General features: G+C 69.7%; 13 protein-coding genes, 1 tRNA gene and 1 other RNA gene. 11 read left to right on the top strand and 4 right to left on the bottom strand.

Annotation, left to right across the window (positions count from 1 at the left end):
- Positions 1–25 precede the first annotated feature (25 nt).
- Positions 26–1,954 carry an HAL/PAL/TAL family ammonia-lyase gene (locus tag ACFWZU_RS12700; protein ID WP_439701891.1) on the top strand — a complete coding sequence of 643 codons (1,929 nt, stop codon included), beginning with the start codon at positions 26–28 and terminating at the stop codon, positions 1,952–1,954.
- 16 nt (positions 1,955–1,970) lie between these two features.
- Entirely contained in the window at positions 1,971–2,372 is a 402-nt protein-coding gene (locus tag ACFWZU_RS12695; protein ID WP_439701890.1) for a DUF6165 family protein, read from the top strand.
- Positions 2,373–2,508: 136 nt separating this feature from the next.
- On the opposite strand, the gene ACFWZU_RS12690 is transcribed toward ACFWZU_RS12695, so the two are convergent.
- The gene (locus ACFWZU_RS12690; protein WP_439701888.1) at positions 2,509–3,579 is read right to left on the bottom strand and encodes a glycosyltransferase family 9 protein; all 1,071 of its coding nucleotides are present in this window, start codon (positions 3,577–3,579) and stop codon (positions 2,509–2,511) included.
- 21 nt (positions 3,580–3,600) lie between these two features.
- On the opposite strand from ACFWZU_RS12690, the gene ACFWZU_RS12685 reads away from it, so the two are divergent.
- From ACFWZU_RS12685 to ACFWZU_RS12645, 9 genes are all read left to right on the top strand, one after another.
- Positions 3,601–4,326 carry a 3-deoxy-D-manno-octulosonic acid kinase gene (locus tag ACFWZU_RS12685; protein ID WP_439701887.1) on the top strand — a complete coding sequence of 242 codons (726 nt, stop codon included), beginning with the start codon at positions 3,601–3,603 and terminating at the stop codon, positions 4,324–4,326.
- Entirely contained in the window at positions 4,323–5,081 is a 759-nt protein-coding gene (locus tag ACFWZU_RS12680; RefSeq protein WP_439701886.1) for an MBL fold metallo-hydrolase, read from the top strand. The genes ACFWZU_RS12685 and ACFWZU_RS12680 overlap by 4 nt, the downstream gene beginning before the upstream one ends.
- A gap of 147 nt (positions 5,082–5,228) precedes the next feature.
- Positions 5,229–5,321 (top strand) — tRNA-Ser (locus ACFWZU_RS12675).
- A 40-nt stretch (positions 5,322–5,361) separates the two neighbouring features.
- Positions 5,362–5,458, top strand: an RNA gene (gene ffs, locus ACFWZU_RS12670) — signal recognition particle sRNA small type.
- A gap of 128 nt (positions 5,459–5,586) precedes the next feature.
- A complete protein-coding gene (gene dnaX / locus ACFWZU_RS12665) occupies positions 5,587–7,257 on the top strand; it encodes a DNA polymerase III subunit gamma/tau (RefSeq protein WP_439701884.1) in 1,671 nt (556 codons plus the stop codon).
- A 15-nt stretch (positions 7,258–7,272) separates the two neighbouring features.
- The gene (locus tag ACFWZU_RS12660) at positions 7,273–7,596 is read left to right on the top strand and encodes a YbaB/EbfC family nucleoid-associated protein (RefSeq protein ID WP_091336660.1); all 324 of its coding nucleotides are present in this window, start codon (positions 7,273–7,275) and stop codon (positions 7,594–7,596) included.
- Positions 7,597–7,698: 102 nt separating this feature from the next.
- Positions 7,699–8,298: a recombination mediator RecR gene (gene recR, locus ACFWZU_RS12655; RefSeq protein ID WP_439701882.1), complete on the top strand. Its 600-nt coding sequence runs from the start codon at positions 7,699–7,701 to the stop codon at positions 8,296–8,298.
- Positions 8,295–8,702 (top strand): GNAT family N-acetyltransferase, encoded by a 408-nt coding sequence (locus ACFWZU_RS12650; protein WP_439701880.1) that lies wholly within the window; start codon positions 8,295–8,297, stop codon positions 8,700–8,702. The genes recR and ACFWZU_RS12650 overlap by 4 nt, the downstream gene beginning before the upstream one ends.
- A gap of 21 nt (positions 8,703–8,723) precedes the next feature.
- Entirely contained in the window at positions 8,724–9,068 is a 345-nt protein-coding gene (locus ACFWZU_RS12645) for a histidine triad nucleotide-binding protein (protein ID WP_439701878.1), read from the top strand.
- A gap of 145 nt (positions 9,069–9,213) precedes the next feature.
- On the opposite strand, the gene ACFWZU_RS12640 is transcribed toward ACFWZU_RS12645, so the two are convergent.
- From ACFWZU_RS12640 to ACFWZU_RS12630, 3 genes are read right to left on the bottom strand one after another with little or no spacing between them, the layout of a single operon-like run.
- The gene (locus tag ACFWZU_RS12640; protein WP_439701877.1) at positions 9,214–9,813 is read right to left on the bottom strand and encodes a Slp family lipoprotein; all 600 of its coding nucleotides are present in this window, start codon (positions 9,811–9,813) and stop codon (positions 9,214–9,216) included.
- 47 nt (positions 9,814–9,860) lie between these two features.
- The gene (locus ACFWZU_RS12635) at positions 9,861–11,843 is read right to left on the bottom strand and encodes a transglutaminase TgpA family protein (RefSeq protein WP_439701875.1); all 1,983 of its coding nucleotides are present in this window, start codon (positions 11,841–11,843) and stop codon (positions 9,861–9,863) included.
- Complete coding sequence (locus tag ACFWZU_RS12630) at positions 11,840–12,793, bottom strand: DUF58 domain-containing protein (protein WP_439701874.1); 954 nt, start codon at positions 12,791–12,793, stop codon at positions 11,840–11,842. Before ACFWZU_RS12630 ends, ACFWZU_RS12635 begins: the two co-directional genes overlap by 4 nt.
- Between the last annotated feature and the right edge of the window lie 2 nt (positions 12,794–12,795).

Raw genomic sequence — 12,795 nt, 5'->3', positions numbered from 1 at the left:
CGCCCACGAACACGACGGAGCACCGGTGGACAAGATCATTCTCGATGGGCGCAGCCTCACCCGCGCGCAGCTGGTCGCGGCGGCGCGGCGCGGCGTGGCAGTGGCGCTGGATCCGGCGCAGCTCGAGCGCGTGCGCCACGCAGCCGATTTCCTGGCCGAGAAGGTCAGCTGCGGCGAGCCCACCTACGGCGTCACCACCGGCTTCGGCAGCAACGCCGACAAGCTGCTGGGCGGGCACCGCATGCGCGACGAGCTGGTGATGCAGGATGCGTCCAAGGAAGGCGCGAGCCTCATGGAGGAGCTGCAGCACAACCTGATCGTCACCCACGCGGTCTGCGTGGGCAAACCGTTCGCGCCGGACGTGGTGCGGGCGATGCTGGTGATCCGCATCAACACGCTTATGCGCGGCCATTCGGGCATCCGCGTGTCCACCCTCCAGGCGCTCACCGCGATGCTCAACCGCGGCGTGGTGCCGGTGGTTCCGGAGAAGGGGTCGGTCGGCGCCAGCGGCGACCTGGCGCCGCTCTCGCATCTGGCGATCGTGCTGCTGGGCGGCGGCGAGGCGTTCTTCGAAGGCGAGCGGCTGCCAGGCGGGGAAGCCCTGAAGCGCGCCGGGCTGGAGCCGATCCGCCTGTCTTTCAAGGAAGGCCTGGCGCTCAACAACGGTACCGCGCAGATGCTCGCCACCGCGGTGCTGGCGCTGGACGAGCTTGAATACCTGCTCGGCGTGGCAGATCTGGCCGCGTCGATGACGCTGGATGCCTTCGCCGGCCGCAGCGGCGCGCTGCGGCAGGAAGTGCATGCGCTGCGCCCGCATCCGGGCCAGGTCGAGGCGGCGTCGCATGTGCGCCAACTGCTGGCCGGTTCCACGCTGGTCGACATTCCCTACCACCTGGTGCCGCGCTTCAAGCCATGGTCGGCCGAGGCGTGGACGCTGCCGGAAGACCAGGCGCTGTCCTTCGATATCGGCTGGGATTGGGTGCCAGCCAACCAGCGGCACGGCCGCGAGGCCTTCTACGACCGATTCCTGCCGTTCAAGGGCGGCAAGAAGCACCAGCCGCAGGATGCCTACTGCCTGCGCTGCATGCCGCAGGTGCACGGCGCGGTGCGCGATGCCTGGGCGCAGGCCTGCCGCGTGATCGACGTGGAGCTCAATTCGGTCACCGACAACCCGCTGATCTTCCCGGATGCCGAGGGCGCGCAGTTCATCGAAGAACAGGTGATCTCCGCCGGCCACTTCCACGGCATGCCGCTGGCGCTGGCGATGAGCTACGTCAAGGCCGCCATCCCGGTGCTGGCTTCGATCTCCGAGCGCCGCCTCAACAAGCTGGTCGATCCGGCCACCAACGACGGCCTGCCGGCGTTCCTCACCGGCAACGAGGACGGTACCGATTCGGGCTTCATGATCGTGCAGTACACCGCCGCCGCGCTGGTCAACGACCTGGCCACCCGCGCGCACCCGGCCAGCGTGTATTCGATCCCCACGAGCGCGAATGCCGAGGACCACGTCTCGATGGGCGCCAACGAGGCTCGCCACGTACTGGAGATGATGGAGGATCTCGGCCACGTGCTGGCGCTGGAGCTCTATACCGCCGCGCAGGCGCTGGACTACCGCCGCGAAATGCTCGACGCCGCGCGCCGCCTGGCCGCTCGTGGCGACTGGCGTGCGCTCGCCGCCAAGATCGGCAACGCCCCGCGCGAGGGCCATCCGCACTACGCCCAGTTCGAACAGGAAGTGCGCCAACTGATGGCGGCGCTGTCCGAAGGCGAGGACTTCCACGCCGGCACCGCCGTGCGGACCGCCCATGCCCTGCTGCGCGAGCGGGTCGCCTTCATGCATCGCGACCGTGCGATGGACGGCGACATCCGCACCATCTGCGACCTCCAGCAACAACGTGCGTTCGCCGCCGCGGCACACCCGTGGCTGGTGGCCGACGTCGTCGCCTACCCCTGATTTTCCGGAGTTCCCCATGAGCCTCATCCAAGTCCCGGTTTCCTACGGCGAGCTGATCGACAAGATCACCATCCTGGAGATCAAGGCGCGCCAGATCAGCGATCCGGCCAAGCTCGCCAATGTGCGCAACGAGCTGGATCTGCTCAACGCGACATGGGCCAACGACGCCGCGTCGCAGACCGACATCGCCGACGAGCGCGCGCGGTTGCTGGCGGTCAACGAGGACCTGTGGGACATCGAGGATCGCATCCGCCTCAAGGAGAAGGCGCAGGCCTTCGATGCGGAGTTCATCGAGTTGGCGCGTTCGGTGTATTTCCGCAACGACGTGCGTGCGGCGGTCAAGCGCGAGATCAACCTCAAGCTCGGCTCGCAGCTGGTGGAAGAGAAGTCCTATCAGGATTACCGCCCGTCCGCCTGAGCTGTTCGACGCTGGCGCCGCGCGTCCACGCCAGGGCAGTCAGTTGTAGCGATCCGATCGCGCTGGTCCGCGCGCAGGCGAGTCGAAGCGCCCGCCTTAAACCCGAGCGGTCACCCGGCCCGGCGCAGGACGCCAGTCAAACCAGCCCGCGCGAGGAGGCAAACGCCTCGAACCGCTCGATCACGTCATCGACTTCGATCAGGCCCATCACGCCCGGCCGCTCGATCTTCGTACCCCAGGCCAGTTCGCTCGCCGGCTTGCCGAGGAAGCGACGCGCCGCCTGGTCGTACTTGTCCACGCACCAGCTTCGGTCCGAGTAGGGCCCGGAGCGGTTCGGGTTGCTTGCCGCATGCAGCCCCAGCACCTTGGTTCCGACGGCGTTGGCCATGTGCATGGGGCCGGAATCGGGCGTGAGCAAAAGCTGCGCCCGACCGCACATGGCGAGCATCCGCTTGAGCGTGTCCTTGCCGGTGAGGTCCAGCGGCTGGCGCTTGCAGCTCGCCAGCACCGCGTCGGCCATCGCCCGCTCGCCGGGAGACGGGCCGCCCACCAGCGCCACGCGCCAGCCGCGCGCCAGCGCGTGATCGATCACCGCCGCGTAGCGCTCGGGGTACCAGTTGCGCAGGGCATGGCTGGACGTGGGGCTGACCAGCAGTGTGGGCGTGGCGCCCGGTAGTTGTTCCCCGGCCCAGGCGCGTGCCTCCTCCGGTATCGGGATATCCCAGCGCACCTGCGTCTGTTTCAGTCCCAGCGGCTCGCAGAAGCTGCCGATGGCATCGAGCACGTGCTCGCCGGTCCGCGCGGGAATACGCTCGTTGATCACCAGGCCGTGCAGGTCCTTGGAGCGCGCGCGGTCGTAGCCCACGCGCCGGTTGGCCCGCACGCCCAGGCTCAGCAGGTTCGAACGCGCCGCCACCTGCATCTGCAGCAGGGCATCGAAGCGCCGCCCGCGCAGCGCATGCCACACCGCGCGCATGCCCGCCCAGCCCGCTCCCTTGTCGAAGGTGACGAACCCGACCCCCTCGATATCGCCCACCAGCCTGCGCTCGAGCTTGCCCACCACCCAGGTCAGCGCCGTCTGCGGCCAGGCCTGCTGCAACGTGCGCACCAGCGGTACCACGTGCGTGACATCCCCGATCGCCGAGGTGCGCAAAAGGCACAGCGAAGCGGGAGCGGGCAGGGGGCTTGGGCTAGAATCGACCGGCATGAACGTCTCCTTCGACCGCACATGATGATGCAGGAGCAGATCCGCGAGGAAGCCGGCGGCAAGGTGCTTTTCGATGCCGCGCTGGGCGTCGTCGACGGCGAATGGTTCGATCCGGCTTTCTGGCGCAACCGCGGCGCGCTCCAGCAGCAAGGCGGCGGGCGGGGTGGCGTGGCCATGATCGATACGCCGGCGGGTGCCTGCGTGCTGCGTCATTACCATCGAGGCGGCCTGGTCGGGCGCTTCAACCGCGACCGCTACCTGTGGACCGGCGCCGCGCACACGCGCAGTTTCGCCGAGTTCCGGCTGCTGGCGCATATCGCCGGCCTGGAGCTTCCCGCGCCAAAACCGGTCGCCGCCCGCTTCTGCCGCCACGGCTTTTTGTACACGGCTGACCTGATCACCCGACGCATCGACGAGGCGCGCACGCTTGCTCAGTGCCTGGAAGACGGCCGACTGGATGCGGACCTGGCGCGCGAAACCGGCGCGCTGGTCGCGCGCTTCCATCGCGAGGGGATCTGGCACGCCGATCTCAATGCGCACAACGTACTGGTCACGTCCGGCGCGCTGTACCTGATCGACTTCGACCGTGGCGCACTGCGCGCGCCGGCGGAATCGTGGCGGCTGGCGAACCTGGCGCGGTTGCGTCGCTCGCTGGTCAAGCTCGGCGCCACCGGGCGCATTGCGGACTTCCAGGCGGCCATCTGGGGGCCGCTGGTCTACGGCTACGAAAGGACGCTGGGCGCATGAACTGGTCGCTGCGTTTTCTTGGTGTCGGCGCGGCGCACGCGGTGGAACTGGGTTCCTCGGCTGCGGTGCTCGAGCGGGACGGCAAGCCGATGCTGCTGATCGATTGCGGCCCCGACACGCTGGACCGTTATCAGGCGGCCTACGGCGAGCTGCCGCGCGCGATCTACATCACCCACACCCACCTGGACCACGTGGGCGGCATGGAGCGGCTGTTCACCCGGCTGTGGTTCGACGAGTCGCTGCGTGGCGGCGTGCGCGTGTTTGTCCACGCCGCGCTGGTGCCCTGGCTGCAGACGCGCGTGGCGGACTACCCCGGCGTGCTGGCCGAGGGCGGAGTGAACTTCTGGGAGGCGTTCCGGCTGGTGCCGTGCAGCCGTGGCTTCTGGCTGGACGGGTGGTGGTTCGACGTGTTTCCCACGCGGCACCACCGCCCGGACACCTCCTTCGGTCTGGCGCTGCATGGCAGCTTCGTCTTCACCGGCGATACCCGGCCCGTGCCCGAGATGCTGGCGCAGTACGCGGCGGGCGATGAGCGCGTGCTGCACGACTGCGGACTGGTCGGCAATCCCTCGCACAGCGGCGTGGACGACCTGGAGCGCGAATACGACGAAAGGCTGCGCCGGCAGCTCGTGCTCTACCACTACGGCAGCGCCGCCGATGGCGAGGCGCTGCGCACGCGGGGCTATGCGATCGCCCGCCCCGGCGGCGGTCTCGAGCTGCCCTCGCCGTCCCTCCCGCGGCCGGACGCCGGCTGACTCCGGCAGGAGTCACTTGGAGACGATGCTCTTGCCCGGATGGAAGAAAAGCATCGCCCCGAAAGTGGGCCCGGCCGGTTGTGTCGGCCGGGGGAGATCGCTATCCTTCCGCTTCTTTGCCAGCCTCAAGGCCGGCAAAGAGAATCCGGAGAGGTGTCCGAGTGGTTGAAGGAGCACGCCTGGAAAGTGTGTATACGGCTTATCCCCGTATCGCGGGTTCGAATCCCGCCCTCTCCGCCAGTTTCAAATAGGGCTTCCAGGCCCACGTCCATGGTGGCCCCGTCGGTCCCCCCGCGACGATAGTCCGCAAACCCCGCCAGGTCCGGAAGGAAGCAACGGTAGTGGATGATTCGGGTGCCGGGGTGTGGTTGGCGGGGCCGCCGCCATTTCGGGGCCCCGACGTGTCCGGCTGACTTGCCGGCGTCGACTTGGCACAATCGGTTTCCGCCCCAAAGTCAGTGCTGACTCAAGGGCCACCGCCCAGCCGCAGAACAGGCTCCAACGCATGTCCTATCAGGTCCTCGCCCGCAAGTGGCGCCCGCGCAAGTTCGTCGAGCTGGTCGGGCAGGAGCATGTGGTGCGCGCACTCACCAATGCGCTGGACACCGGGCGCATGCACCACGCCTACCTGTTCACCGGCACGCGCGGCGTGGGCAAGACCACCATCGCGCGCATCTTCGCCAAGTCGCTCAATTGCGAGCGTGGCGAGTCCGCCGACCCTTGCGGCGAGTGCGCCGTCTGCACGGCGGTCGATGCCGGCCGCTTCGTCGACCTGCTCGAAATCGATGCGGCCAGCAACACCGGCGTGGACGACGTGCGTGAGGTGATCGAGAACGCGCAGTACGCCCCCGCGCGCGGCCGCTTCAAGGTGTACCTGGTGGACGAGGTGCACATGCTTTCCAAGCCGGCCTTCAACGCGTTGCTCAAGACGCTGGAGGAGCCGCCGCCGCACGTGAAGTTCCTGCTGGCGACGACCGATCCACAGAAGCTGCCGGTAACGGTCTTGTCGAGGTGCCTGAAGTTCAACCTCAAGCGCCTGTTGCCGGAACAGATCTCCGGCCAGATGCGCCACATCCTGGACGCCGAGAAGATCGCCTACGAAGACACCGCCATCGGCGAGCTGGCGCGCGGCGCCGATGGCTCGCTGCGCGACGGCCTGTCGCTGCTGGACCAGGCGATCGCCTACGGCGGCGGCGCGCTCAAGGCGGACGACGTGCGCGCCATGCTCGGCAGCGTCGCGCGCGGCCAGGTGCTGGGCGTGCTCGATGCACTGGCCGACGGCGACGGGGCGCGGCTGATGGCCGAGTGCGAGCGCATCGCCTCGTACTCGCCCGACTTCGGCGGTGTGCTCGACGACCTGGCCGCCACACTGCACCGCATCCAGCTGATGCAGCTGGTGCCCGGTTATCACGCTGAAGGCGATGGCGAGCATGTGGAAAGCCTTGCCGGTCTGGCCGGGCGCATGCAGCCGGAAGACGTGCAGCTCTACTACCAGATCGCCACGACCGGCCGCCGCGACCTGGCGCTGGCGCCCGACGCACGCACCGGCTTCGAGATGGCGCTGCTGCGCATGCTGGCGTTCCAGCCTGGCGAGGCAGGCGATTCCGCACCAGCCGAGCGCGCGGTCCGTCCGGCGTCGGCACCGCGGCCCGCGGTCGCCCCGCCGCGCAGCGCACCTGCCGCGGCACCCGCGCCGGCAGCGCCGCGTCCGCAACACACGCACGCAGCCAGCACGACCCAGGCAACCGCGGCCCCCGCCGCGCGCACGCCGATCGCCACCGATGCCCGCGGCCTTCCGCGCTGGGAGGCGCTGATCGAACAGGCCGGCCTGCGCGGCCCCCTCGGCCAGCTGGCGCAGAACGCCGCCTTGCGCGAACGCGACGGCAACACGCTGGTGCTGGCGCTGCAGCCGGCGCACATGCACCTTGCCGTCGAGCCGATGGTCGGCCAGATGGCCGACCGCATCGGCGATGTGCTCGGCGAGCGCATCAAGCTGCGCTTCGTCGCGGACAGCCAGGGTGCGTCCGAGACGCCCGCCGCCCGCGCCGCTTCCGCCCGCGAAAGCGCGCAGAGCGCCGCCGAGCAGGCGATCGAGGAAGATCCGCTGGTGCAGTCGCTCAAGCGCGAATTCGGCGCCCGCGTGGTGCCGCAGTCCATCAAACCCATCGAAAGTTGAGCGGAGCAGACAGTCATGAGAGGCCAGATCGGTCAGCTGATGCAGCAGGCCCAGCGCATGCAGGAAGACATGAAGCGTGCGCAGGAGGAAATCGCCAGGATGGAAGTCACCGGCAGTGCCGGCGGCGGCCTGGTCACCGTGCTGATGACCGGCGCACACGAGGTGCGCCGGGTGCAGATCGACCGCAAGCTGTTCGCCGACGATCCGGAGATGGCCGAGGACCTGGTTGCCGCCGCCGTCAACGACGCGGTGAACAAGGTGGCCGAGGCCAGCCGCAACAAGCTCGGTGGCGTCACGGCGGGGATGAACCTGCCGCCCGGCTTCAAGATGCCGTTCTGACCGACCGATCGTCGCAGGAGCCCGCTTGCGGGCGATGCGCTTCCCGTTCGAGGGAAAGAGCATCGCCCGTAAGCGGGCTCCTTCCAGTACAGGCATCCGACCATGACAGGCTCCCCCCTTCTCGCCGACCTCATCGAAGCGCTGCGCTGCCTGCCCGGCGTGGGTGGCAAGAGCGCGCAACGGATGGCCTTCCATCTGCTCGAGCGCGAGCGCACGCGGGGTCTCAAGCTCGCCGGCGTGCTGCGCGAGGCGATGGAACGGATCGGCAACTGCACGCGCTGCCGGAACTTCAGCGAAGAGCCGGTGTGCGCGCTGTGCGCCAGCGCCAGCCGCGACCGCCACGTGCTGTGCGTGGTCGAATCGCCCACCGACCTGGCCGCCATCGAACAGGCCACCGGTTACCGCGGGCAGTACTTCGTGCTGCTCGGGCGCCTGTCGCCGCTGGACGGGCTGGGCCCGGAAGAACTCGGCCTGGCGCAGCTGAGCGCGCGCCTGGGCGAGGGCGAGATCGAGGAGATGATCATCGCCACCAATCCGACCGTCGAAGGCGAGGCTACCGCGCACTACCTGGCGCAGTTGGCCCGCGCCGGCGGCGTGAGGCCGACACGCCTAGCCCATGGCGTGCCGCTGGGTGGCGAACTGGAGTATGTCGACCGCGGCACGCTGGCGCATGCCTTCGGCAGCCGACAGGCGCTGGAATGACCGGGCCAGGCTTGGCGTACGCGGCGCCCACGCCGGCCGAGTACTGCGCGTTGCGGCTTGCTACCGGCCTGAGCGCGATGGACCAGGCGGCGGCGGTCGCCGGCTTGCCAGCCAGCTGGTGCGCGGTCAGCCTGCGCGACGGCGACGAGCTGGTAGGCATGGGCCGCATGGTCGGCGACGGGGCGCTGTTCCTGCAGGTGGTCGACGTCGCGGTGCGGCCGGACTGGCAGCGACGCGGCCTTGGCCGTCGGATCATGGCTGCGTTGATGGATGACGCTCGCCGGCGCGCGCCCGCAGGCGTGATCGTCACGCTGCTGGCCGACGGCGAGGCGACCAAGCTGTACGAGCAGTTCGGTTTCCGGCTGAGCGCGCCGCGCTCGCAGGGTATGCTGCTTCGCCTGTGAATCCACGCGAGGGAGTCAGGCATGGGCGATACCATTTTCGGCAAGATCATCCGCCGCGAGGTCCCGGCGGACATCGTCTTCGAGAACGACGACGTGCTCGGCTTCCGCGACCTGAACCCGCAGGCTCCGGTGCACGTGCTGTTCATCCCGAAGAAGGCGTTGCCCACGCTCAATGACGCCGCGCCGGGCGATGCCGAGTTGCTGGGCAAGCTGCAGCTCGCCGCGGCCGAGTACGCCAGGCAGGAAGGCCTTGCCGAACAGGGTTACCGCACGGTGATCAACTGCAACGAACATGGTGGACAGACGGTTTTTCACCTGCATGTGCACCTGCTCGCCGGCCGCCGCCTGAGCTGGCCGCCGGGCTGAGCGGATTTTTCGCAGGAGCGCGCCCTGTGCGCGCCTGTGTGCCGGTCGCACACAGGGTGTGCTCCTGCAGGGAATCGCGCAGCACTGTATTGATGCCAACAAAAAACGCCGGCCCGGGGCCGGCGTTTTCGTGATCGAGGCGCGCTTACTTGTGCGCCGGTTTCGGCGCCGGCGCCGGCGGCGGGCGCACGATGATCACGCGCGGGCGATTCCAGAACGGATCGCCCCACGGACCCCAATACGAGGGGCCCCAACCCGGGCCCCAGAACGGGTCGTAGTAACCCGGTGGGTAGCGCACCGTCACCGGTCGCTTGGGCCACAGGTAGACCACGTCCGCCGCCACGCGCGGATAGGCGTAGTCGTATTCGCCCACCTTCTTGGTCACGGTGCCCTGCAGCGTGCCCGTGACGGTCAGCTCACGGCCGCGGGTGAACACCTCGGGGTCGTAGAAGCCTTCATGGCAGGCGACGAAACGGCCCTCGGTCGCCCCGCTGGTATCGGTCTCCGGGCGCGCCTGCTTGTCCAGCGGGCGCGACAGGAGGTAGAAGCAGGTCTCCTGCGGGCCCGGCTCGGTCTGGATGATTTCGCCACCCCAGCGCACCTTCGCGCCGCCGGCACCGCCCTGCTGGGCGCCCGCCGTGCTCACGTCGGAGTAGGTGCCCTGCAACGGCTGGGGCACCGTTGCACAGGCGGTCAGCAGGCCGAAGGCGGTGGCCAGGGCCAGAGGGCGGTAAGGAAAGGACATGGCGGTTCTCCCTGGGACAGCGGCCGCCCGGGCGGCCGCATGGATAGTCATTTGACCACGCGCCGCGGCCGGAATTCCCGTACCGCCCGCTGGAATTCCCGCAGCAGTTCAGGCATCGGTTCGTCGTGCGCATAGCGCAGTTCAAGGTAGCGGTTCATCAGGTGCTCCAGCTCGCCGCGCTGCGCCGGCAGCGCCCGCGCGGCGCGGCGCAGGTAATGCTGCGGCCCTTCGCTGCGACGGCGCGTGATGCCGGCGCGCGCGAGCCTGGCCTCCAGCCGGCGCAGCGCCTGGCGCAACGGTTCGGGCCGTTCACGCCGCCACAACGCCCAGCCGGTGCCGATCGCCACGAACAGCGCGGTGCCGATCGCCAGCAGCATGCCCAACATCGCCGTGCCGGTATCGCGGATGCCGAACGGGGTCAGCAGACCGCGCTGGCGCAGCGCATCGAACCCGATAACGCCCTGGGCCCACCAGTGGTTGACCACGTCCCACCGGTTGCGAAGCGAAGCCAGCCAGCCTGTTTCCACCCAGCCGAGCTGGTCGCCCGCCGCAGCCGCTGCGCCCAGACTGACGCGTTCGGGCCGTACGGCGGCGGTGGGATCGACGCGCACCCAGCCGCGACCCGCCAGCCATACCTCGCTCCATGCGTGCGCATCGGACTGGCGTACCAGCAGGTAGTTGCCCAGCGGATTCCAGTAGCCGCCCTGGTAACCGGTGACCACGCGTGCGGGAATCCCCGCCGCCCGCATCAATACGGTGAAGGACGAGGCGTAGTGCTCGCAGAAACCCTCGTGCGTGCTGAACAGGAAGTCGTCCACGGCGTCCCGGCCGAGCGGCGCCGGCGCCAGCGTGTAGCGGAAGCCGCCGTCGTGGAACAAGGCCAGCGCGGCGCGGATGATGGCCTGGCCGTCACCGCCGTAGCGTGCGCGCCACTGCGCGGCCAGGGCGTGCGTGCGGGGGTTGAATCCCTGGGGCAGGCGCAGGGCCAGTTGCCTGGCGCCCGCGGGCAGGGTGGCCTGGAGGCGGTAGTAGAGCGCCGAGCGCGCTGCGTAGTGGAGCGACTCGCGCACGGGTTTGTCGCTGAACACCTCGTGGTCGGGGCTGAGCTGTGCGTCCGCTGGTGCCTCCAGCGGCACGTCCAGCGCGGGCAGGATGTTGCGGTTGGTCGGCTCCAGGTCGATCTCGTAGCGGCTGGTGGCCCTCGCCTCCAGCGCTTCCAGTGGCCGGGCCTGGCCGTCGGCGCGCCGCAACTCGGCATGCTCCCAGGTACGCCCGTCGTACAGCCACATGACGTACGCGCGGAAGTAGCGCAGCTCGGGCGCCGGCGCAGGGCCGTCGAAGCTGACCCGCATGGCGGGGCGGTCGTCGGTCAGCAGCTCGGTGAAGTTCCCCGGCGACATGCGGTCGCCGAGCCCGGTCCTGGCCTCGGGGCTGTTGGCCGCTCCCCACAGCGGCGAGCTCAGCCGCGGCACCAGCGCGAAGGCCAGCAGCGCCAACGGCACGGCGGCCGCAAGCAGGGCCAGTCCCGGCAGCAGCGCGCGTGGCAGGTTGGTCGGCGCCTGTGCCGGCTCCAGCGCACGCAATGTGGCCAGGGCGGGCAACAGGCCCAACGCGACCACGAAGGTGGCCACGAGGCCCTGGTCGAACAGCAGCGCCGCCATCAAGCCGAAGCAGGCAAAGCTCACGCCGACTCTGGCATCGCGGGGCGCTTCGCTTTCCAGCAGTTTCAGTACCAGCAGGCCGACGGCCAGCGCGGAACCGGGTTGCTGCCCGAAGATGGTGCCGTAGGTAAAGACGACCGCCACCGCCAGCAGCGCCAGCAGCGGCAGCTTGAGCAGCAGCGGCGGGCGCGCACCGTGCCGACGTCGCTGCCACCAGCGCAGTGTGAGCACCAGCGCCAACCCGGCCACCAGCCACCAGGGCAGGTGTGAGGCGTGTACGCCGAGCACGCAGGCCATGGTCAGGCAGAGCAGGTCGAACGCGCGGCCGTCCAGCGTGGCTTCGCTGGGGCGGCGCTTCGCGCCGATCATGGCAGCGACGCCAGTGCGCTCATGCAGCGCGCGTAGTGGCCGGGGCCGCTTCCGACCTCGATCGGCTGGCCGGGCAGCCAAAGGCTGTGGCGCCGCCCCTGGGCATGGGCCTCGCCCAGCCAGCGGGCGAGGCGGGCGATGCGTGCCTCGTTGTCCATGCCTTCCAGCTCGCGCCAGTCCAGGCGCCATTCGGGACGCGACTCGGGCTGCTCGAAGTCCTTGCTGAGCAATTGGCCCAGTCGTGCGCTGGCCTTCCAGGCGATGTGCTTGCGCGGATCGCCGCTGCGGTAGTCGCGCAGGGCGGCCAGGTCCTCGCCGTGGTGCAGGCGGGGACGCAGGCCTTCGTCGGCCGGCAGCCGCGGCGGCGGGCCGCCGCTTTCCGGGCGCGGCCAGACCAGCACGGACTGCTCCGGATGCATCCAGCTCCAGGCGCGGAACAGTCCCAATGGCCACGTCGTCCACACCCGCACGCGCGGCAGCGGATGCCAGCCGCGTTGGCGGGTGGCCAGCGGCAGGGTGACGTCCGCTTTGCCGGAGGCGTCGATGGCGAACGCCTGGCAGGCCTCGCCAAGATCGGCGCGGATCGCGCTGCGCGGCCGCGTCGATTCGAATTCCAGCGTCAGCGCCAGCGGCTGGCCGGCGACCGCCTGGCCCGCGCGAACGCTGGCCAGTGCCAGGCCGTCGAGCGCACGGAACGCGATCAGCATGCTCGCCGCGCCGGCCGCGCCCAGCATGCAGGTGAGCAGCAGCGCGGCGTTGTTGGAATAGTTGAGCGAGCCGACCAGCATCACCAGCAGCAACACGGTGAACCCGATACCGAAGCCGGTCGGCACGATGTAGATGCGCCGCCGGTTCAGTTCGATCGGCATCGGCTCCGGGCGGCGGAAGCGGGTCAGTGCGGGCAGCCGCCGCTCGGCCAGCTGCTGCAGGCGGCGCAGCGCGTCGCGCATGG

Source organism: Frateuria sp. GZRR33 (assembly GCF_051900425.1).
Lineage (GTDB): Bacteria > Pseudomonadota > Gammaproteobacteria > Xanthomonadales > Rhodanobacteraceae > Frateuria_A.
This window is presented reverse-complemented; position numbering and strand designations above follow the sequence as displayed.